16 protein-coding genes are annotated in these 22,620 nt (G+C 45.9%); 6 read left to right on the forward strand and 10 right to left on the reverse strand.

Features of this window, described 5'->3' with window-relative positions; translation table 11 throughout:
• Positions 1 to 27: 27 nt before the first annotated feature.
• From clpX to RDP42_RS02925, 5 genes are all read right to left on the reverse strand, one after another.
• On the reverse strand, positions 28 to 1,278 hold the full coding sequence (clpX, locus tag RDP42_RS02905) for an ATP-dependent Clp protease ATP-binding subunit ClpX (RefSeq protein WP_308762456.1): 1,251 nt from the start codon (positions 1,276 to 1,278) through the stop codon (positions 28 to 30).
• Positions 1,279 to 1,310: 32 nt separating this feature from the next.
• Positions 1,311 to 1,982, reverse strand: coding sequence for an ATP-dependent Clp endopeptidase proteolytic subunit ClpP (gene clpP, locus RDP42_RS02910; protein ID WP_022053439.1), 672 nt, complete (start codon positions 1,980 to 1,982; stop codon positions 1,311 to 1,313).
• 156 nt (positions 1,983 to 2,138) lie between these two features.
• Positions 2,139 to 3,485, reverse strand: coding sequence for a trigger factor (gene tig, locus RDP42_RS02915; RefSeq protein ID WP_303913283.1), 1,347 nt, complete (start codon positions 3,483 to 3,485; stop codon positions 2,139 to 2,141).
• Positions 3,486 to 3,793: 308 nt separating this feature from the next.
• The gene (locus tag RDP42_RS02920; RefSeq protein ID WP_204473719.1) at positions 3,794 to 4,567 is read right to left on the reverse strand and encodes an ABC transporter ATP-binding protein; all 774 of its coding nucleotides are present in this window, start codon (positions 4,565 to 4,567) and stop codon (positions 3,794 to 3,796) included.
• Positions 4,564 to 5,307 (reverse strand): ABC transporter permease, encoded by a 744-nt coding sequence (locus tag RDP42_RS02925; RefSeq protein WP_303913277.1) that lies wholly within the window; start codon positions 5,305 to 5,307, stop codon positions 4,564 to 4,566. Before RDP42_RS02925 ends, RDP42_RS02920 begins: the two co-directional genes overlap by 4 nt.
• Before the next feature lie 139 nt (positions 5,308 to 5,446).
• Between RDP42_RS02925 and lptB the strand changes: the two genes are divergently transcribed.
• Entirely contained in the window at positions 5,447 to 6,265 is an 819-nt protein-coding gene (gene lptB, locus RDP42_RS02930; protein ID WP_204473716.1) for an LPS export ABC transporter ATP-binding protein, read from the forward strand.
• A 100-nt stretch (positions 6,266 to 6,365) separates the two neighbouring features.
• Here the strand turns inward: lptB and RDP42_RS02935 are convergent, their stop codons facing one another.
• From RDP42_RS02935 to RDP42_RS02955, 5 genes are all read right to left on the reverse strand, one after another.
• Positions 6,366 to 7,529: a SusF/SusE family outer membrane protein gene (locus tag RDP42_RS02935; RefSeq protein WP_308762457.1), complete on the reverse strand. Its 1,164-nt coding sequence runs from the start codon at positions 7,527 to 7,529 to the stop codon at positions 6,366 to 6,368.
• Between the two features lie 19 nt (positions 7,530 to 7,548).
• Positions 7,549 to 9,216, reverse strand: coding sequence for a starch-binding outer membrane lipoprotein SusD (susD, locus tag RDP42_RS02940; protein ID WP_308762458.1), 1,668 nt, complete (start codon positions 9,214 to 9,216; stop codon positions 7,549 to 7,551).
• Positions 9,217 to 9,237: 21 nt separating this feature from the next.
• Positions 9,238 to 12,255, reverse strand: coding sequence for a TonB-dependent receptor (locus RDP42_RS02945; protein WP_308762459.1), 3,018 nt, complete (start codon positions 12,253 to 12,255; stop codon positions 9,238 to 9,240).
• Between the two features lie 76 nt (positions 12,256 to 12,331).
• The gene (locus RDP42_RS02950) at positions 12,332 to 14,512 is read right to left on the reverse strand and encodes a glycoside hydrolase family 97 protein (RefSeq protein ID WP_308762460.1); all 2,181 of its coding nucleotides are present in this window, start codon (positions 14,510 to 14,512) and stop codon (positions 12,332 to 12,334) included.
• A 176-nt stretch (positions 14,513 to 14,688) separates the two neighbouring features.
• Positions 14,689 to 16,542, reverse strand: a complete 1,854-nt coding sequence (locus RDP42_RS02955; protein ID WP_308762461.1) for a glycoside hydrolase family 13 protein — start codon at positions 16,540 to 16,542, stop codon at positions 14,689 to 14,691.
• Positions 16,543 to 16,719: 177 nt separating this feature from the next.
• Between RDP42_RS02955 and RDP42_RS02960 the strand changes: the two genes are divergently transcribed.
• The 5 genes from RDP42_RS02960 (at position 16,720) to RDP42_RS02980 (ending at position 22,617) form a co-directional block, all read left to right on the forward strand.
• Complete coding sequence (locus RDP42_RS02960) at positions 16,720 to 18,315, forward strand: DUF6377 domain-containing protein (RefSeq protein ID WP_308762462.1); 1,596 nt, start codon at positions 16,720 to 16,722, stop codon at positions 18,313 to 18,315.
• Positions 18,316 to 18,525: 210 nt separating this feature from the next.
• Positions 18,526 to 19,164 carry an HU family DNA-binding protein gene (locus tag RDP42_RS02965; protein ID WP_308762463.1) on the forward strand — a complete coding sequence of 213 codons (639 nt, stop codon included), beginning with the start codon at positions 18,526 to 18,528 and terminating at the stop codon, positions 19,162 to 19,164.
• A 40-nt stretch (positions 19,165 to 19,204) separates the two neighbouring features.
• Complete coding sequence (locus RDP42_RS02970; RefSeq protein ID WP_204473700.1) at positions 19,205 to 20,044, forward strand: peptidylprolyl isomerase; 840 nt, start codon at positions 19,205 to 19,207, stop codon at positions 20,042 to 20,044.
• Positions 20,045 to 20,056: 12 nt separating this feature from the next.
• Complete coding sequence (locus RDP42_RS02975; protein ID WP_308762464.1) at positions 20,057 to 21,295, forward strand: pitrilysin family protein; 1,239 nt, start codon at positions 20,057 to 20,059, stop codon at positions 21,293 to 21,295.
• The gene (locus tag RDP42_RS02980; RefSeq protein WP_308762465.1) at positions 21,292 to 22,617 is read left to right on the forward strand and encodes an MATE family efflux transporter; all 1,326 of its coding nucleotides are present in this window, start codon (positions 21,292 to 21,294) and stop codon (positions 22,615 to 22,617) included. The genes RDP42_RS02975 and RDP42_RS02980 overlap by 4 nt, the downstream gene beginning before the upstream one ends.
• Positions 22,618 to 22,620: the final 3 nt, after the last annotated feature.

Below are 22,620 nucleotides of genomic sequence, written 5' to 3' on the forward strand. Positions count from 1 at the left end.
TTCATTTTCTCACTAAAAACTCTCTATTTACGCCATTTGCAAACGAGAAACATTTGCCTTCCCCATCTGTTGTTTGGCGTAATCTAATGTCACGACAAAGCGGTCTACATGCTGCGATGGAATCTCAAACATGATATCGTTCATGATGGTTTCCACGATAGAACGCAAGCCACGAGCTCCCAATTTATACTCAATAGCCTTATCAACAATGTATTCAAACACTTCCGGTTCGAACTCCAGTTTTACGCCATCCATTTCAAACAGTTTGACATATTGCTTAATTATGGAGTTCTTAGGTTCTGTAAGAATATTGCGCAAGGCAGTACGGTCCAACGGGTTCAAATAGGTCAGTACCGGCAGACGGCCAATAATTTCCGGAATCAGTCCGAACGATTTCAAATCCTGAGGAGCAATGTATTGCATCAAGTTGGCACGGTCAATCTTCACCGCTTCCTTCGTTGCACTATAACCTACCACATTGGTGTTCAAGCGCTGGGCGATTTTCCGTTCGATACCGTCAAAGGCCCCTCCACAGATAAACAAGATATTCTTAGTATTGACCGGAATCATTTTCTGATCCGGATGTTTGCGTCCTCCCTGAGGGGGTACATTGACCACCGAACCTTCCAGCAGTTTCAGCAAGCCCTGCTGTACGCCTTCGCCACTTACATCACGCGTAATGGAAGGATTGTCTCCCTTGCGGGCAATCTTATCGATTTCGTCGATAAACACAATGCCTCTTTCCGCTTCTTCCACATTATAGTCGGCCACCTGAAGCAGACGAGTCAGGATACTTTCAATATCCTCTCCCACATATCCCGCTTCTGTCAGCACCGTGGCATCCACAATGGTAAACGGTACATGCAACAATTTAGCGATGGTTCTTGCCAGCAAAGTTTTTCCAGTACCCGTACTTCCCACCATGATGATGTTCGATTTTTCAATCTCCACCTCATTGTTGTCTTTCGGCTGGAGCAGACGCTTGTAATGATTATATACCGCCACAGACAAATAGCGTTTGGCATCATCTTGTCCGATGACATATTCATCCAAAAACGCCTTGATGTCCTTTGGCTTAGGCAATTCCGACAGATTCAGATCCGTCGTCCCCTTTCCCTGCTGATGCATTGCTTCTTTTACAATTTCGTGCGCCTGTTCCGCACAACTGTCGCAAATACATCCGTTGACCCCTGTAATCAGAAAGCCCACTTCGTCTTCTGTGCGACCACAAAAGCTGCATCGTCTTTTGGTATTTCTTGAAGTTTTCTTATCTTCCAAAGTCTATCTAGTTTTGAATTAAATCTCCGTTATTATAATGAAGGTTTGCGTGAAAGCACTTCATCAATCATACCATATTCCTTTGCCTCTGAAGCTGTCATCCAGTAATCACGGTCAGAATCTGCCCACACCTTGTCGAAGTCTGTGTGAGAGTGGTCCGCGATAATGGTGTACAACTCTTTCTTCAACTTCTGAATCTCACGGGCCGTAATCTCGATATCCGAAGCCTGTCCCTGAGCTCCTCCCATCGGCTGGTGAATCATCACCCGTGAGTGGGTCAAAGCCGAACGCTTTCCTTCTTTTCCTGCCACCAGCAATACAGCTGCCATAGAAGCTGCCATACCGGTACAGATAGTCGCCACGTCACTGCTGATAAACTGCATAGTATCATAAATACCTAGACCGGCATAGACCGATCCGCCCGGCGAGTTGATGTAAATGGAAATATCTTTCCCTGAGTCTACAGAGTCCAAATACAGCAGCTGTGCCTGCAACGTATTGGCAGTATAGTCATCAATCTGGGTACCCAAGAAAATGATACGGTCCATCATCAGGCGGGAAAACACGTCCAGCTGCGTCACGTTGAGCTGACGTTCTTCCAGAATGTACGGATTCAAATATCCAGCCTGCGACTTAATGACATCATCAAGCACCATGCTGTTCATTCCGAGATGCTTGGTAGCATATTTTCTAAAATCATCCATCATAATTCTAATATTAAATGATAACAAAAGAGGCTTCTAACCTCCTTCCTCCAAAGAAACAAAAGTACAAAACACTTCTGTCTTACAGAAGAAGTCCCGTTAAAAGCCTCCTTTTTTAGAATATTTTAGCAATCAGATTCGAGTGCCAAAATTATTTTATTGAAACATTTTGTTGAATTCTTCTGCAGAAACAGCCTTATGATTCAATGTTACCTGACCTTTCAGAATTTCAGCCAGTTTTGATTCAATAACACGGTTTACCAGAGCTTCTACGCTTTCACGTTTCTTCAACATTTCCTTAGAATAGTTTTCCAGCAATTCATCAGGAACGTTGATCATACCGTACTGAGCGAACTGAGCACGAGTTGCGTCTTTTGCCATTTCAGTGATATCAGCCTGTTCAACCTTGATGTTGTTAGCTGCTACCAATTTTTCCTTAATCAGGTGCCAAGTCAATTCGTCCAAGCTCTTTTCGTAGTTTTCAGAAACGAATTCTTCACCTTTGTCCTTGTTGTTTTCCAACATGATGCGCTTCATCAGTTCATCAGCGAACTGCAATTTGCCCACCTTGTTAGCCAAATAAGTACGTACATCCAGCAAGAACTTGTAATCGCTGTCTGATTCAAACTGTTTTGCAATCACGTCCTTGATCTGAGCGCGGAATTCTTCTTCATTGTGAGCTTTTCCTTCACCCAGAACCTGATCGAACAATTCCTGGTTCAGGTCGCCCGGAATCATACGAGTGATTTCTTCAATCTGGAAGCTGAAGTTGCCTTTGTAGTTAGCTACTTCTTCTTTCTTGATCTTCAGCAAAGAAGCCAGTTCAGCTTCGTTGTTGTCAAAAGCAACCGACGGATTGAACACCAATACGGTGTTTACTTTTGCACCGTTGAAAATAGCTTTCTGTTCGTCGTTCTTCATGTAAGTAGGCATCATCACCGCACCTTCTACCTGCAGACCGTTTTCTTTTGTATTGCCATTTTCATCCAGTTCAGCCAACAGACCCTTCAACAGGTCGTTGTCCTGGTAGTCTTCTACCTTATCATATTTAGCTGTACGCTGAGTGTACATCTTCACCTGCTGGTCTACCATTTCATCTGTTACGTTGATGTCATAGTAGTCGATTGTATCATTGTTAGACAATTCTACGTTGAACTCAGGAGCCAAAGCGATGTCGAAAGAGAATTCGAAGTTTTCGTCTTTTTCGAAGTTTACATTGTTTTCTTTCGGCAGCGGAGTACCCAACATATTTACTTTGTTGTCACGGATATATTCGCCTACCTTTTCCTGCAACAGTTTGTCTACTTCTTCCAGCAATACAGAAGTACCATACTGTTTCTTGATCAATCCCATAGGAACCATTCCCTTACGGAATCCCGGCATATTTACTCTCTGACGAAGCGTTTTCAGTGCTTTTTCAACTTTTTCCTGATAATCAGCTTTTTCAATCTGGACAGTAAGCACAGCACTTACATTGTCTACATTTTGCAATGAAATATTCATTTCCGACTTATTTATTTAATTATTAATTATTTCTCGTACAAATCAAAAGTGGTTGCAAAAATAATGTTTAATCTTTCAATAACCAAACTGACAAGCTAAAAAATCTTTACGGGCCAGAAATCCCCATTCTTGACAAAATCCAAAAACATCTCTCTTTACGAATCAGGAACTCCCTTCCTCTCGTAACAACTTGTCTGTAAAAAGCCCTTTCAGCCTTCACGCTGTTCCGAAGCCTCCGTTAAGAAAAACGGCAGAAAGCACACACCTTCTACCGTATTTTCTCCAATTATTTTTCCGACGCCTCCTGATCAGAGTTTCTGCGCCTTGTTATTTTCTTCTTTTTTCACTTTCTGCAACAAATCCGAAGCAAATATAAAGTTATTCAATCGCTCATTTGTGGCATTGAACACTTCATCCTTGGTACCTTCCCATTCTTTGTGCCCTTGATAAATATAAAGAATGCTATCGCCGATTCCCATCACTGAGTTCATATCATGCGTATTAATGATGGTCGTGATTTTGTATTCCGTCGTGATGCTGTGAATCAATTCATCAATCACCAATGAAGTCTTCGGATCCAGACCGGAGTTCGGTTCGTCGCAAAACAAATACCTCGGTTGCAAAGCAATGGCACGAGCAATGGCCACACGTTTCTGCATACCTCCACTGATTTCTCCCGGATATTTCGACTGGGCGTCCAGCAAATTCACACGGTCCAAACAGAACTGGGCACGTTTTACCCGGTCACGATAAGTGTCATTGGAAAACATATCCAGCGGAAACATCACGTTTTCCAACACCGACAACGAGTCAAACAAAGCAGCACTCTGGAAAATCATTCCCATTTCCCGGCGCAGGGCTTTCTTTTCTTTTTTCCCCATCTCCAGCAGGTTGCGCCCGTCGTACAAGATTTCTCCACACTCCGGGGTAAGCAATCCTACGATACATTTCATCAGCACCGTCTTACCGGAACCACTCTGTCCGATAATCAAGTTCGTTTTCCCGCTATCAAACGAAAAATCGATATTTTCAAGGACCATACGCCCTTCAAACGACTTGCATATAGATTTTAACTGTATCATCCCATCAATAATTGTGTAAGTATTAAATCTGAAAACAAAATCAAGACGCTGCTTGATACCACCGAATCCGTACTGGCCTTTCCCACTGCAATGGAGCCGCCTTCCACCGTATAGCCAAAATAGGCCGACACGCTGGCAATGATAAAGGCAAAGAACAAAGATTTAATGAAGCTGCACCAGATATACCACTCCACAAAGCAATACTGCAGTCCGTATTCCAAGTCGGTGGCGTTCATGACCCCGGCAAACCAGGCCGTACAAAACGCACCGATGATACCCGCAAAAATACTGAAAATCACCAGGAATGGAATCATGGTCATCAGCCCCAAAATCTTGGGAAGAATCAGATAGGAAGCGGAATTCACTCCCATAATTTCAAGCGCATCAATCTGCTGCGTCACCCGCATCGTACCAATCTCCGAGGCTATATTCGACCCTACCTTACCGGCCAGAATCAAACACATGATAGAGGAAGAAAACTCCAACAGCAAAATCTCACGCGTGGTATACCCCACCACGAAACGCGGCATCCAAGGGCTTTCAATATTCAATTTGATCTGGATACAAATCACGGCACCAATAAAAAAAGAAATCAGCAACACAATGCCGATGGAATTGATGCCCAGCTGTACCATTTCATTCCGATATTGCTTTAAATACATCCGGATACGCTCCGGTCGGGAAAACACACGCCCCATCAACATGAGGTACTTTCCCAGATTCGTGACAGGCTTTATCATATTGTTACAATCATATTTGGCACAAAAGTACTGCTTTTTAGCTATATTATGATAAAAGACAGGAGGATTTTCGAATTAAGAACCACAGAAGCCAAGATTTTTACTACTTTTGCACGACTGAACAGCTAACAAAAAGACAATGGCAGCGCAAGAAAATCAAGAAAATACAGCCGAAAAGTTTGAATTGCCTTCCGATGGGAGAATGGTGCTCCGCACCGAGAATCTGGTAAAGAAATACGGAAAGCGAACGGTGGTAAGCCATGTTTCCATCAATGTGAAACAAGGCGAAATCGTGGGATTGCTCGGGCCGAACGGAGCCGGAAAAACCACGTCTTTCTACATGACGACCGGACTGATTGTGCCCAACGAAGGACATATTTACCTGAACGACAAAGACATCACTTCTTACCCTGTATATAAACGCGCCCAAAACGGTATCGGTTATCTCGCCCAAGAAGCTTCCGTATTCCGCAAGATGAGCGTGGAAGACAATATCGCTTCGGTGCTGGAGCTGACCAACAAATCGCCCGAATACCAGAAAGAGAAACTGGAAAGCCTGATTGCTGAATTCCGATTACAGAAAGTCCGCAAGAACTTGGGCGACCAGCTCTCCGGAGGAGAACGCCGTCGTACGGAAATCGCCCGCTGTCTGGCCATTGACCCGAAATTCATCATGCTCGACGAACCTTTTGCCGGTGTCGACCCGATTGCGGTGGAAGATATCCAGCACATCGTCTGGAAACTGAAAGACAAGAACATCGGTATCCTGATTACCGACCACAACGTACAGGAAACACTGAGTATTACCGACCGAGCCTACCTGCTGTTTGAAGGAAAGATTCTGTTCCAGGGTACGCCGGAAGAACTAGCCGAAAACAAGATTGTCCGCGAGAAATACCTGAGTAACAGCTTTGTCCTGCGAAGAAAGGACTTCCAGCTGAAGGAAATTAGAGAATAATACAAACTGTAGAAGAAATTATAGCCTGTTTTTTAAAGAAATGTCCCTCTCCGCAGCAACCTGTGAAGAGAGACATTTCCATATATCAAAACCTCAATATCTAATCAAGAGTTCCTGTTCCATCTGCAAAATTCAACGATATTTTCTGACCTGGATTGGCCGTCAAAGAATATTCAGCTCCTAAATCAGTCCATCCATTATTGACCGCATTGTTTTCGCGATAGAAGATAGTTTCACCATCTTTCAAGGTAAATTCAAGCCGCCACCAGTCTGTATTCGCCTTAATACACATACGGACTTCACCCGTAGCCGTCAAAGCCGGAGAGACAAAACTGCCACTCTTATCTTCCGGAACAGAAAACTTATAGGCTTCATTGTAGTTCCAGTCGCCCACCGTATTTCCAAACACATACACATTAGGTTCATAAAAACTCATGGTATATTGATACTCTTCTCCATTCACGGCAGCGGCCAAATAGACAATATACCATCCAGCTTTGTCGACTTTAATATTACCTCCATTATCTGACAGTCCGGCTCCCGCATGATCTTCAAACTGATAGATATTAGAATAACCGTTCCAGTCTTGTTCAAACTTACCGAATTTAAATTCGGCACCCGCATCAAAATAAACCATACTCCAGAACTCTCCAGCCAGCCCATTCACACTGACCATCGGTTGCCACGTTCCCCAAGCCGTTCCGATGCTGGAACCAACCAGATACATTGCCTCAGGCGGCTCCAAAGTAGAGACGACCTCGCCCAGTTTCACTTGGCTGACTTTAACCACATTCGATACCGAACTGCCCAGTTCACTACCCGTAATCACTGCCGTAAGCCGGAAATATACCGGAGTTACCGTGCCAATATACGCATCTGCTTCCGGGTTCGCCTGCTTCCACAAATCCACTACAGCCGTATTCAGCTCTGCAGGCTTCAATGCAATGGAGGTGGAAGTATAAGTCGTCGACAAAGTCTTGTAATTAGCTTCGGTTTCTTCTGTGGCATCTACAAAAGATTCATTCAGTGAAACCTGTACACTATAAGTCGTAGCCGCCGTAAAGCCATAAGTAGGCTGCACACAATTCAATACAATCGTATCCTGAGCCTCTCCTAAATCATATACATTGTCCTCCGGAGTTTCCAGTACAAAAGTCTCTGCTTCCTGTAATGTCGGATTATCGTCTCGGTCTGTATTACAAGCCGTCAGTAACGGAAGTCCGCATCCGACTAACAACAAAATGGGAAATAATATCTTTTTCATGTTACTTGCTTCTAATAGATTAATAACCTTTATTCTGGTGCATGTTCGTATTATTGTTCAAGTCTGTGGCAGGAATCGGATAGACATTGTAAATGTCACTAACCGACTTACCTTCTTTCACGCCCCCTTTCCAATCCCACAAATACTTGTCGGTGGTAAAGCAGTCGAAACGTACCAAATCACTACGGCGACGTCCTTCCAGATAGAATTCACGTGACCATTCATCCAATAAATACATCTCAGTAATGTCATTCAAGGCAGGTTGCTTGACACAGCCACGTTTTGCACGTAAGGTCTTGATATCCTCCCAGGCCAGGCTCTTTTGATTCAGCCGGAAGTTGGCTTCCGCACGGGTCAGATAAGCTTCTGCCAATCGGAACAACGGGATATCCGTATCCGGATATTCGGTGTGGCTGGTAGAAGCTCCATCCGAACGGATGTTCTGCCATTTCACAATAGACAACCCACTCTGGAAACCAGTAATGGATTTCGGATCCATTGTTCTGCGTCCGCCACCTGCACCCGAATAGAACATAGCACGGTCATCACCCGCTGCTTGAATCATGTCCTGTGTCCGCACGCCATACTGGGCATCCCAAGCATCAATAGCCTCATCATTGGCAAAATCGCTCTGCCCAGGCACTTCTACATCTTCCGGAATCATCGGCACGCTTCCTTCCTCAAAGAACTTATACACCAGCGAATTGCGAGCTATGATACAAGACCAACCATTGGTTGTACCCATGTGAGGCATTCCACCCGTACGCGTACCACATACCAAATAAGTAGAACCACCATAGTTTCGGGTCTTCATACCGTCCTGACGAATGGGAAGAATGATTTCCTTCATCGCCTTTTCATTCTGGTCGTTGTCGGCCATAAACATCAGTTTATAGTCATCGCACAATTCATAATATCCGCTATTGATCACTTTATCCGCATACGTCTTGGCATCTTCATAATCTGCCGTACCGGTGTACACCTCCGCGTTCAAGTAAACACGAGCCCTCAACAGCCAGTTGGCTGCTTTGTCTGCACGTCCAAAAGGAGCCTGACCCGGCTCATACATATCCGCTTCACATTCATCCAATTCTTTCTGGATGTAATCAAACAAATCCTTCCCCGTTTTTTCTACCGGCAATTCATTGTCAAAATGCTCCTTGAAAGGTGCCTTTCCAAACAAGTCCAGGAAATAAGAATAGTGCAAGGCACGCAAGAAACGCACTTCCGCACGCTGACGAAGGGATTCCTCATCCGTTTTGTCAGCAATCTGGTCCAAGAAAAAGTTCATCTGAGTAATGTCATAACCCAAACGCACATACACCCACTCGGTACGCTGACTGGAAGAATTCCACGCAATACTGGTAAACTGAGGAATATCCACGTTGTCCTGCCATACCCATACACATTCGTCGGTAGGCAATTCCTGGCAATTAAAGATGGTACGATAGAATCCGGATTCTCCTTCATCCTGTCCATCCAGGTCGGGATTACCTGCCAGACCTTTCTGTCCCGTCAGCCCCAGCAAAGCATACTGCTTGACAAAAGCCCCCTCCTGATCAAAGCTGGAAGAACTTTGAGGGTCAATGGAACTGATATCCAAGTCATTGATGCACGATACATTTCCCAATGAAACGGCAACGATCAATGCCGCTGAAAATATATGTTTCAAATAATTAGTTCTCATACGTCTTAATGTTTTCATAAATTAGAATTGTAAATTAACTCCCAGCAGGAACGTGAAGGCACGCGGATAAGGATTAGAGTCAATGCCACTCTGCACTTCCGGATCCAGCCCCTTGTACTTGGTGATGATAAACGGATTCTGAGCCGTTGCATACACACGTCCGCCAATGCCCTTATAGGCCGAGGTCTTGAACAGATTCTTAAACGAATATCCCAGTGTAATGTTGTCACAACGCAGGAAAGAAGCATTCTGTACAAAATAGTCGCTCATGTAATAATCTCCTTTTCCTGTAAAGCCCAAAGCAATGGCTTCCGGGGTAGTATTCGAATACGCTGTGTTAGAGAACAATCCCGAGCTGCTCACGTTCGCTTTTCCAGCCAAAAAGTCGTAATACACATAGTTGTTCAGGCTGCTACGCAAAGAAAAGCTGAAATCCCAGTCTTTATAGGTCATCTTCGAAGTAAGTCCCATCATGAAATCAGCTGCCGGTTTCTTGTAGATATACTTATCAGAGCTGTTGATGATGCCATCCCCATTGCGGTCGACAAACATATTCTCAATCGGATTGCCGTTTTCATCATATACCTGCTGGTACACATAGAAAGAGTTAGCTGCATAACCCACCTTGTTGACTTGCACCTTCGTATTGTTACCACGGGAAATGCTGTTACCCGTTTCTACGTAATAATCTGCATCATCTCCACCGGTCAGCTTGGTAATCTCATTATGGTTCCAGGTAAAGTTATAAGTTACGTCCCACATAAAGTCTTTCGTAACCACCGGTTTCACGTTAAAGGCAAATTCCATACCGTAATTCTTCAAAGAACCGATATTCTGCAACATTTGTGCATTGAAGTTCGTACCCACCGGAATCTTCACACTATTCAGCAAATCGTTTGTTTCACGGTAATATCCATCCACATTACCACTGATACGTCCGTTGAGGAATCCGAAATCCAATCCGGCATTATAGGTGGTAGTCTGTTCCCACTTCAAGTCCGTATTGAAGGCATTGGCGCGCGAAGTATGATAATATGTGTCTCCAAACGGATATTGTGCATAATCGTCACTTACCACATACAACGGCATGTAGGCGAAATCCGAGCTCACATCCTGCTGTCCGGTGATACCCCATCCCAAACGAAGTTTCAAGTCAGACAGGAAATTGACATCCTTCAGGAAGTTTTCCTCCTTCATCTTCCAAGCTAAAGCCAGAGAGGGGAAAGTACCCCAGCGGTTTCCGTCAGCAAAACGGGAAGAACCATCCCAGCGCATAGTGAAGGTGAACAGGTAACGATCTAACAACGTATAGTTCAAACGTCCAAAGTAAGAGACCAACGTATTGCGGGTAGCATACGCCGTCTGTTCCTTCAACACGGCATCATGAATTTCTCCGGTATAAGGATCCACTCCATTCCCGATGGTAAACCCATTCCGGTGGAAATGCTGTTCCTCCCCGCCGGCCATGATATCAAAGGTATGTGCACCCAATGTCTTGATATATTGTGCATATACGTTATACGACAAATTGTATTTGTATTCAGTCACAGCCGAAGTATTCCCATAATAGTTGTAAGAGAATGAATAGGGTGAATAAATGGTAGTCTGCGTACCGTCTGCATATTCACCACCCAAGCTGGCATGCAAATGCAGGTCGGGCAAGAAATGGAATTTATAATCCACTTCCACATTCCCTACGAAATCGTTGCTGTTAGCACTGTCGTCTTTCTGTTCCAAAGCTGCCACCGGATTCTGCGGCGTATTCTTATTCGCCGTATACCGCCAGTCCGGATCCGAAAAATCAGAAGTAGACTGTGCGTTCTGATAATAACCTCCAAACACGTCATACATACTGTCACCGCCATATACCGGACGAGTAGGATCCATGGAAAGCGCACCTCCAATGGCGGCTCCGGCATCTGCATACCGGTTCTTTCCATTCATGTATTTGGCCGTTACATTCACCTTCAAATGGTCATCGAAGAAAGAAGGGGCCAAATTAACCGATGCGGTAAAACGCTGGAAATTGGATGTCTTCAAAATACCATTGTTATAACTGTATCCCAATGAAACACGATATGGAAGATTCTTCAGCCCTCCGTTGATAGACACATGATGGTCGGTACTGACGGCTGGACGGAAAATCTCATCCTGCCAGTCGGTATTGGCCGTACCCAGCGACACCGGCAACTCATCGCCAAAAATCTGCTGGGCGTATGCCCGGTATTCGTCTCCATTCAGCACATCGTATTTCTTCTGAATGGTGGATACGGAAACTGAACCGTTGTAACTGACCCTCGGAGCCTGACCGCTCTTTCCTTTCTTCGTAGTAATAATGATAACACCGTTGGAAGCACGGGAACCATAAATGGCTGTAGCCGAAGCATCTTTCAGCACTGTAAACGTCTCAATATCTTCCGGATTCACCATGGAAAGCCCGTTCGACATACCCTTGACACCGCTGTTATCAATAGCCAACCCGTCAATCACAATCAGCGGATCGTTGCTGGCATTCAATGAAGAACCTCCACGAATACGGATTTGTGCACCTCCACCCGGAGTACCGTCATTGGAAATCACACTCACACCGGCTACCTTTCCGGTCAACATATCCTGTGCATTGGTAGTAATACCCTTACTCAATTCATCCGGTTTGATGGCCGTCACTGAACCAGTAGCGTCATTCTTCTTTACCGAGCCGTAACCGATAACCACCACATCATCCAACATTTCCGTATCATCTTGAAGTGTCACATTCATGGTAGCTGTAGCTGGAAGCTCCTGCGTTTTGTAACCGATAAAAGAAATGACAATCACATCTCCCTTTTTAGCCTCCAACATAAAATTACCATCAAAATCAGTAATCGTACCCACAGTAGTTCCCTTCACCAGCACATTGGCTCCGATGACTCCCATACCGGCATTGTCTTTTACAACTCCTTTCACGGTAAGACCTTGTGCAAAGGCCTGTACGGAAAGTAAAATTCCAACTATCCATACAGACAGGAATTTACTCGCATTGTTCAATTTTATTTCCATATTATTAAATTAAAGTGTTACCTAAATTCGGGATTCCAATACCCATTGAGAACCACAATCTTTCCCTTATTATTTCTTATTTCACTTCCTTGATGGAAATGGCGTAACCTCCACCCACAGCAGCTTTCAGGTTCAATTTGGTCTTATTGGTTACTTTTTTCTTGGTAATGGTATAAGCCTGCGGATTTTTGTCCCAGCTGGCATCCTTTGCATCAGCATAAATGGTAGCTTCATATTTCTTGCCCGGCTGCAGGAAATCAAGAGACAGTTTTGATTCATGACCGTTATATCCGGCCGTACATCCCACATACCAGTCGGTAGCGCCTTTGGCACGGCGGGCAATGGTGACATATTCTCCCGGTTCTGCTTCCAAGTATTTGGTTTCGTCCCAGTCTACTGCCACATCCTTGATAAACTGGAAGGCATCCATGAAGCGTTCATAATTCTCGGGTACATCGGCTGCCATCTGCAACGGGCTGTACATCGTCACGTAAAGAGCCAGCTGGCGTGCCAGAGTAGTACGTGCATGCGACTTGTTATTCGGATTCATCTTACTGCAATCCGGTTCAAATATACCGGGTGTATAATCCATCGGGCCACCAATCAATCGGGTAAACGGCAAAATGGTCGTATGGTTCACATTATTTCCTCCAAAGGATTCGTATTCCGTACCACGGGCAGACTCATTGCCAATCAAGTTCGGATACGTACGGCACAATCCGGTCGGACGAACAGCCTCATGCGCATTCACCATAATCTTGTAGTCGGCCGCTTTCTTCACTGCATACAGATAGTGATCTACCATCCATTGTCCATAATGATGTTCCCCACGCGGAATGATGTCGCCCACATAGCCACTCTTTACCGCATGGTATCCGTTGTCCACCATAAACTGATATGCCTTGTCCATGTGACGCTCGTAGTTACGTACAGAAGCCGATGTTTCATGATGCATAATCATTTCTACCCCTTTGCTGGCTGCATAGCGATGCACTTCTTCCACGTCAAAGTCAGGATAGGGAGTTACAAAATCAAACACATAGTCCTTGCTCTTGCCAAACCAGTCTTCCCAGCCCTGGTTCCATCCTTCCACCAACACGGCATCGAAACCATGTTTGGCTGCAAAATCAATGTAACGCTTTACGTTTGCGGTATTAGCCGAATGCTTTCCGTTGGGTTTAGTCTTGGAATAATCCGTCTCACCCAATTTCACACTCGACAAATCATCCGTATAAGCCCAAGTTCCTTTATTGGTAATCATGTCCCACCAGATACCGATGTATTTCACCGGATGAATCCAAGAAGTATCTGCAATCTTGCAAGGTTCATTCAAGTTCAAGGTGATGCGTGAAGCCAGAATATTACGGGCATCATCACTTACGATGACGGTACGCCAAGGAGAAGTACACGGCGTTTGCATATAGCCCTTATCCCCTTTGGCATCAGGAGTCAACCAAGATTCAAACACCAGATTCTTGTCGTCCAGGTTCAGGCTCATGCAAGAATAGTCCTTCAAAGCCGCTTCATGCAGGTTGATATACAATCCGTCGTCCGTCTTCATCATCAAAGCAGTCTGTACCCCTGTCGGTGAGAACACAAACTGTGAAGAATTCTCAGTGACCGCCTCTTTCATCTTTCCACGAATTTCAGAAAGGCGGGAAGTCGTATAATCATATTCCTGTGTGTCATAATCGCCCGGAATCCAGAACGCAGTATGGTCGCCTGTCATGGCAAACTGCGTATGTTCTTCCTTGATAACAAAATAATTCAGGTTCTTCTGCTGAGGAAACTCATAGCGGAAGCCCAGTCCGTCGTTGAACAAACGGAAACGAATCACGATATAACGGTCATTTTCCGGCTGGTCGAGTGTGACTTCCAGCTCATTGTAATGATTACGGATTTCACTCTCTTCTCCCCACACCGGACGCCAAGTCTCATCAAAAGTAGAAGTATGCGTTTCTCTGACTTTAAAACCGGTCATCAGGTTGGTCTTTTCATCTACACGTTCCTTATCCTTGCGTTCCGTCCATTCAAAGCCAATCCGTTTTTCCGGGTCTTCCCGTTTCAATTCCAATCCTAAAGTACTGGGCTTGATAACCTGTTTGTTCTTAAAGGTAAGCTCATACACCGGAGCTCCTTTCTGGTTCAAACTGAAATCCATCACCAGATTACCATCCGGCGAAGTCAGTTTCTGTGCGTGTGCCAGAAGTACACAACAACACATCGCTACAAAGGCAAAAGTTTTTCTTGTTTTCATACGTTTTTCGCGGTATTAATTTAATTAGGTTTATGTTTTTCAGTTACTGAAAGCAAAATTAAGCTTCCTCCTCAATTTTGATATTCGTAAATAGAAAAATAGAAACCCACAAAATACTTAATTATTTATAAATAAGCTACTTAACAGATAAGACAAAGCTTAAAAATAGAAATTCATTAGAACTCCAACACAAGGTTTTCTCGTCCTTCCAACGCCAATTTCCCTCCTAAATTCACCTGCTTCCCCGTCAGCACATCCCGCGCATTGTCTACCGGAAGAATTTCCTTATAAGGAGTCAGATCTAGTTCTTTCGGAGAATCGGTTCCGTTCATCACCACCACCACCGATTTGCCATTGAATTCCCGCTGATAGACATACACTCCCTGACAGATAGAATAATGCTTCAGCGTACCTTTTCCGATAACCGAGTTTCCCTTTCGCCAGTTCAACAATCTGCGCGTAAACTCGAATGCCTCATTCTCCAGTGGTGTCCGTCCGCTGACCTCAAAACAGTTGCGGACATCGCCCGGCCATCCGCCCGGAAAATCTTTACGCAAGTCACCGTCACCTTTTCCTTTATCACCGGTCATCAGGATTTCCGTTCCGTAATAAATCTGCGGAATCCCACGGGTAGTCAGTAAAAAGACCAAAGCCTGTTTGTAACGCTTCAGATTCTGAGCCATCTCATCCGTCCGGGTAAAACGCGAAGTGTCATGATTGTCCAAAAAGGTCAGCAAGTTCATCGGATTCGCATACACCAAATCCTGTGTCTGATAATCATACAGTTTATATAGACCTCCTCCCCACTCACCGGTCTCTTCATCGAAAGCCTGATTCATGAGTGCCTGCAGAGGAAAATCCATTATCGTCGGCAGATTGGAATTCAACGGAGCAGCCAGCTTACTGTCTTTCTGCCAGTAAGAAACCAGCACATTGCTGTTCAGCCAAGTTTCTCCTACAATATTGAAATAAGGATATTCCTCCAACACCTCCTTACACCACTGACTCATAAAATCAAAATCCGCGTATGGATGCGTATCCTGCCGGATGCCGTTGATGCCGGCATATTCAATCCACCAGATACTGCTCTGTATCAGGTAACGGGCCACGTGACGGTTACGCTGGTTGAAATCAGGCATCACAGAAGCAAACCAGCCATCGGTAGCAATCTTCTTTTCATACCCACTGGCATGAATATCCATCACACTCGCTGTCTTGAACGAAGTCTGTACATAATTGGAATGAAAATTAAACCACTCTTTCGAAGGCTTGTCCTTAAACAAGTAGTTCTCGCTGCCGCAATGGTTGAAAATCATATCCATCACCACTTTCAAGCCTTTTCCATGTGCCTTGTCCACCATGTCACGGAAATCCTCATTGCTGCCAAAGCGTCTGTCTACCTGATAATAATCCGTAATGGCATATCCATGATAAGAACCGCCCTCCATGTCGTTTTCCTGCGTCGGGTTCAACCAGATGGCCGTCACTCCCAAATCGGCAATATAATCCAAATGGTTCGAGATGCCCTGAAGGTCTCCTCCATGACGGGCAAACGAATCCGTGCGGTCCAGCTTCGTTTCTTTCATGCCTTTCACCACGTCATTATCCGGATTCCCGTTGGAAAAGCGGTCGGGCATAATCAGATACAGCACATCCTCGGAAGTAAACCCTTTCACATCTTCTCCTTTTCGCATACGCGCCTTCAGTTCATACGGAATCTGAAGCAGCTTCTTTCCATTCTTTAATTGGATATGGAAAGTCTGCGCCTTTGCTTCCGACAAATCTACGTACAGCAACAGGTAATTCGGATTGTCCTGCTTCACGACTTCCTCCAAATAAACTCCCTCTCCCGACACGGTTACATCGGAAGAAGCCAAATCGTCACCATACAACAAAATCTGCAATTCGGAATGCTTCATTCCTGCCCACCAGAACGAAGGAGCAATTTTCTTTACGTCCATGGCCCGGGCAGTCTGCCCCATTCCCCACACGAAGAGGAACACAGCCCATAAAATCAATGTATGTTTCATGATATTGAGGTTGAATGTTTTTCATCGCAAAAATAGATTCCTGAAAAAAGATTTCTTATCTTTGGAAACAAAATATAAATGCATACAGAAGCTAATATTCTGATTAACTGTATGCTAATAAAAATTTCAGTGATAAAAATATAAATGAGATAATACGTTCTATTTAACCTTAAGGCTATGAAAATACGATTTTACCTTCTACTTCTCGTATTAGGAGACGTCTTGCAAACCACTGTTTGCGCACAAACCTCCAACGAGCGGATATTGGTACAACTTGACAAAGTCATCGCTCAAAAAGAAAAATACCGAAGCGAACGGGAAGCAGCAATAGAACAGCTCAAGCAACGTTTACATTATGCCTCAAGCAATGAAGAAAAATACAAACTCTGTGGAGAACTCTTCAATCTCTATCTTCATTATCAGGCAGATTCTGCCAGCCTGTACATCAAACGCAAGGAATACTACAATTCTTTGCAAAGGCATCCGGACCGGGACATCGAAATAATGATTAACCATGCGGAAGTAAGAGGAGTAATGGGTATGTACAACGAGGCCTTAGCCAAATTACAAGCCATCAATCCTCATCAGCTAAATTCTCCAAACAGAGAATACTATTATTTCACCATCAGAGCCTGTTATGGATGGATGGCCGACAACACCGTGGACAAAACTGTTCAGGAGAAATACCTGCGTCAAACCGCACTTTACCGTGATTCTCTTCTTGAAATCATCCCAAAAGGTAATAACCACCAAATTATTCTGGCCGAGAAACTAATATTGGAGGGACATCCCGACAAAGCAATCCCCCTTTTAAACAAGGTGCTCACGTCCTCTTTAGGCCAGCAAGAAAAAGCCTATGCATTCTATACCCTCTCACTGGCCTATGAAGCCAAAAAAGACATAGACATGGAAGTCTACTATCTGGCACAAACCGCCCTTATCGACCTGACTTCCTCTGTACGAGAGTATGCCGCCCTACAGAGACTCGCCCGGCTGGTATATCATCAGGGTAATCCGGAAAGAGCCTATACTTACGTGAGCTGTTCCATGCAAGACGCAGTGGCCTGCAATGCCCGCCTACGTTTTTTAGAGGTGACAGAATTCTATCCCATCATCGACAAGGCTTATTCGGACAAGAAAGCACAAGAAAAACGGATGGGACGGATTTTAATGTTGAGTCTCAGCCTGTTAGCTATCTCGCTGATTGTACTGGCATTCTATTTATATCATGGAATGAAAAAACTTTCCGCCATGCGAAAAGATTTGTCACAAACCAACAAAGAGCTCGTGGCAGTCAACAAACAACTGCAGCAAACAGGAAAAATCAAAGAAGTATACATCGCACGCTACCTGGACCGTTGCGTCAGCTACCTGGACAAACTGGAGCAATACCGGCGTTCTCTCGAAAAACTGGCCATGGCATCCCGCATCGAAGAATTGTTCAAGGCTATCCGTTCGGAACAATTCCTGCGCGAAGAACGCAAGAATTTCTACAACGAATTTGATAAATCGTTCCTGGAACTGTTTCCCCACTTCATCCGCGACTTCAACAATTTGCTTACCGATGAAGGCAAAATTGAACCCAAACCAGGCGAGATACTGAACACCGAACTCCGCATCTTTGCCCTCATCCGACTAGGAGTGACCGATGCCAACCGGATTGCCCATTTCTTAGGTTACTCTCTGGCCACGGTCTACAATTACCGAAGCAAGATACGCAACCGAGCCAAGGGAGACAAGGAGAACTTTGAGCAGGAAGTGATGAGCCTGTAAGCGCAAATTTCCCCGCCCTCATTCTTGCATTTCCCCTTGAATTTAACTATCTTCACCAAGGAGAATTCTCTGTTTCACACTGTGGGATACAAAAACCACAGTGTGGGATATATATTTCACACTGTGAAATACAAATCCCGCACAATGAAACAGAGAATTTGCCGAAGGAAAAGAAAGAATTTGTTGAAACCTTTAAATTTATTACTTACGATGGCAGCAACTTACACCATGCAGGAAATGAAAGACCTGCACAACGAGGACGAAACACTCCTCTATCCGAGAATGATTATCAAAGGCCAATGCAGCACAGAAGAACTGGTGAATGAAATTGCCAAGCAAAGCAGCTACAGTGCGGGCGAACTCAAAGGCATGCTGATAGCCTTACACGAAGCCATGACCCGCGAAATGGCCCGAGGCTACTCCGTCAAACTTGACCAGATAGGCACCTTCACACCTTCATTGGGACTGACCAAGGGCAAAGAAGCTGAACTCCCCGAAGGGGACACCCGACGCAACGCCCGCAGCATCCAAGTGCGGAACATCAACTTCCGGGCCGACAAGGAACTGATACAGAAAACCAACCAGCACTGCACCTTGGAAAGAGAAAATGGTACTTCCCGACTGAAAATTTCCCGACATAACAGCGAAAAACGGCTGAAAATAGCTCAAAACTTCCTGCAAAACCATCCTTACCTGACCGTAACCGACTACATGGAACTGACCGGACTGAGCCATACCACGGCGGCCCGCGAACTGCAAACTTGGAGCCGTACTCCTGACTCCGGCATACAGGCCAAAGGACAACGCACACACCGAGTCTATATAGCTGCTGTTCCAGAAGAAAAATAAAGAGTTTTTTTATACCTTTGCACAATCATTTTTTTGGGACATGAAAAGATTATCTATTTTACTCACACTGATGGCCTGCTGCCTGATGGCATGCACGGGCAATCAAAAAAAGACAACCGATATGGAAACTGGAAACGAAACACTTGTACGTCTGGAAACGACCATGGGCAACATCACGGTCAAACTGTATAACGAAACGCCCAAACACCGCGACAACTTTATCAAGCTGGTAAAGGAAGGTACTTACGACAGCACACTCTTCCACCGTGTCATCAAGAACTTCATGATTCAGGCAGGTGACCCGCAGAGCAAGACGGCAACCGATACAACCACATTGGGCAACGGTGACGTAGGCTATACGATTCCGGCCGAATTCAACCCGAAATTCTTCCACAAGAAAGGGGCACTGGCTGCAGCCCGTTTAGGAGACGACGTGAACCCGAAGAAGGAATCTTCCGGCTGCCAGTTCTACATTGTCACCGGACGGAAATTCTCGGAAGCACAGATGATCAGCATGGAAAACCAGTTGAACGATGCCCGTCTGGAAAACGTATTCAACGAACTGGCCCGCAAGCACATGAAAGAAATCTACAAGATGCGGAAAGCTGGCGACAACGACGGACTGCTGGAACTGCAGGACAGCCTGGAAGCGCAGGCACGTGCCATCGTGGCCAAGGAACCGGCTTTGAAGTTCAGTCGTGAACAGATTGCAGCCTACACCACCGTGGGAGGAGCTCCTCATCTGGACGGTGCCTACACGGTATTTGGCGAAGTAACTGAAGGTATGGATGTCATCGACAAGATTCAGGCAGTCAAGACCAATCGTGCCGACCGTCCGGAAACCGACGTACGTATCTTGAAAGCAACTGTGATTGAATAATCTGAGAACCGCATGATTCAAGTTAACCGTTATACCCTGGACAACGGGCTGCGGATTGTACACAACGAGGACGACTCTACCCAAATGGTCGCCCTCGACTTGCTGTACGACGTGGGAGCCCGCGATGAAGACCCGTCGCACACGGGATTCGCCCATCTGTTCGAGCATCTGATGTTCGGAGGCTCCCTTCATATCCCCGACTATGACACACCGGTACAGAATGCCGGCGGGGAAAACAATGCCTGGACCAACAACGACATTACGAATTATTATATCACCCTGCCGTTCCAAAACGTGGAAACGGGTTTCTGGCTGGAAAGCGACCGTATGCTCAGCCTCGATTTCAACCCGAAAAGCCTGGAGGTGCAACGGCAGGTAGTCATTGAGGAGTTCAAACAACGTAACTTGAATCAACCGTACGGCGACGCTTCGCACCTGATACGCGAACTGGCCTACGAATCGCATCCTTACCGCTGGCCGACCATCGGCAAGGAGATTTCACACATCGCTCATGCCACCCTGGAAGAGGTAAAGGACTTCTTCTATCGGTTTTATGCCCCGAACAATGCCATCTTAGCCGTCACGGGACACATCTCCTTTGAAGAAACAGTCCGACTGGCCGAGAAATGGTTTGGTCCGATTCCGGCCCGGAAGATTACCCCCCGTCAGCTGCCGAAAGAGCAACCGCAGACGGCCATCCGTCGCAAGACGGTGGAACGAAAAGTGCCCGTGGATGCCATCTACATGGCTTTCCACATGTCCAACCGCATGCACCCGGATTATTATGTGTACGACATGATTACGGATATCCTGTCGAACGGTCGTTCTTCCCGCTTCGTACAGTCGCTGGTACAGGAACAAAAGCTGTTCATGTCCATCGATGCCTATATTTCGGGCAGCCTGGACGAAGGGTTATTGCACATCACCGGCAAACCGGCTACCGGCGTATCGCTGGAACAGGCCGAAGAGGCCATCTGGAAGGAACTCGACAAGATGAAGACCGTGCCCGTCAGTCCGCAGGAGCTGGAGAAAGTAAAGAACCGTTACGAAAGCGAACAGATTTTCAACAACATCAACTACCTGAACGTGGCCACCAACCTGGCGTTTTTTGAACTGACAGGCAAAGCCGAAGACATCAATGACGAAGTGGACAAATACCGCGCCGTCACAGCCACACAGATTCAAGCGGTTTCTGCCAAATGCTTCGTACCCGAAAACTGCAGCATTCTTTATTACAAGGCTATTTCATGAAATCATCGAACTACCGGGCACTTCTCTGGCTGGGTATTCCCATCGTCATCGGACAAATCGGAGTCATCGTACTGGGTTTTGCCGATACCCTGATGATTGGGCACCACAGCACGCAGGAACTGGCGGCCGCCAGTTTCGTGAACAACATGTTCAACCTGGCCATCATTTTCAGTACGGGATTCAGCTACGGACTGACTCCCATCGTGGGAAGCCTGTTCGGGCAGCGACGCCATGAGGCGGTGGGACAGGTGCTGAAAAACAGCCTGGCTGCCAATACCTTGCTGGCTGTCATCGTCTGCCTGGTCATGGCTGTACTTTACTGGAACCTGGAACACCTCGGACAGCCGGAAGAACTGCTTCCGGTGATGCGGCCCTATTATCTGGTACTGCTCTCTTCTTTGCCTTTTATACTGTGGTTCAACGGATTCAAACAATTTACCGACGGCATTACCGACACCCGTATTTCCATGTGGATTCTGTTGGGGGGCAACGTGCTGAACATCGTGGGAAACTACCTGTTGATTTACGGGAAAGCTGGATTTCCGGAATTAGGGTTGTTAGGTGCCGGCATTGCGACCCTGACCTCTCGCATCCTCATGGTAGTGGCCTACCTGATTCTCTTCTTCGGCACATCCCGCTACGAAGCATTCAAAACAGGATTCATGCAAGGACGCCTCAATAAGTCCGACTTCGGGCAACTGAACAAATTAGGATGGCCCATTGCCGGACAGATGGGTATGGAAACCGCCTCGTTCAGCCTCAGTGCCATCATGGTGGGCTGGCTGGGCAGTACGGCACTGGCATCCTATCAGATTATGATGGCGGTATCGCAGGTGTGCTTCATGATGTACTACGGCATGGGGGCTGCCGTATCCGTACGCATCAGCTACTTTTTCGGACAGAAAGACTTGGAGAACGTACGCCGCACAGCCCGTATGGGGTTCCATATCATTCTCGTCATGATTGTGCTGACTGGTATCCCTATTTTCCTCCTCCGCCACCACATCGGAGGCTGGTTTACAGACGATGCGGCCGTGAGCCTCATGGTGGCCCAAGTCATCATTCCTTTCTTGATTTACCAGTTTGGAGACGGGCTGCAAATCAATTTTGCCAACGCCCTGCGAGGGATTGCCGACGTGCGTCCCATGATGCTGTTCTCGTTCATCGCCTATTTTCTGATTTCACTGCCGGCAGGTTATTTCTTCGGATTTGTCTGCCAATGGGGCGTCACCGGAATCTGGGCGGCTTTTCCTTTCGGACTCACCAGTGCCGGAATCATGTACTACTTACGGTTCAGATATAAAACCAAACAACGCTGTTAAACC

It is taken from the genome of uncultured Bacteroides sp., assembly GCF_902472605.1.
Taxonomy (GTDB): Bacteria; Bacteroidota; Bacteroidia; order Bacteroidales; family Bacteroidaceae; genus Phocaeicola.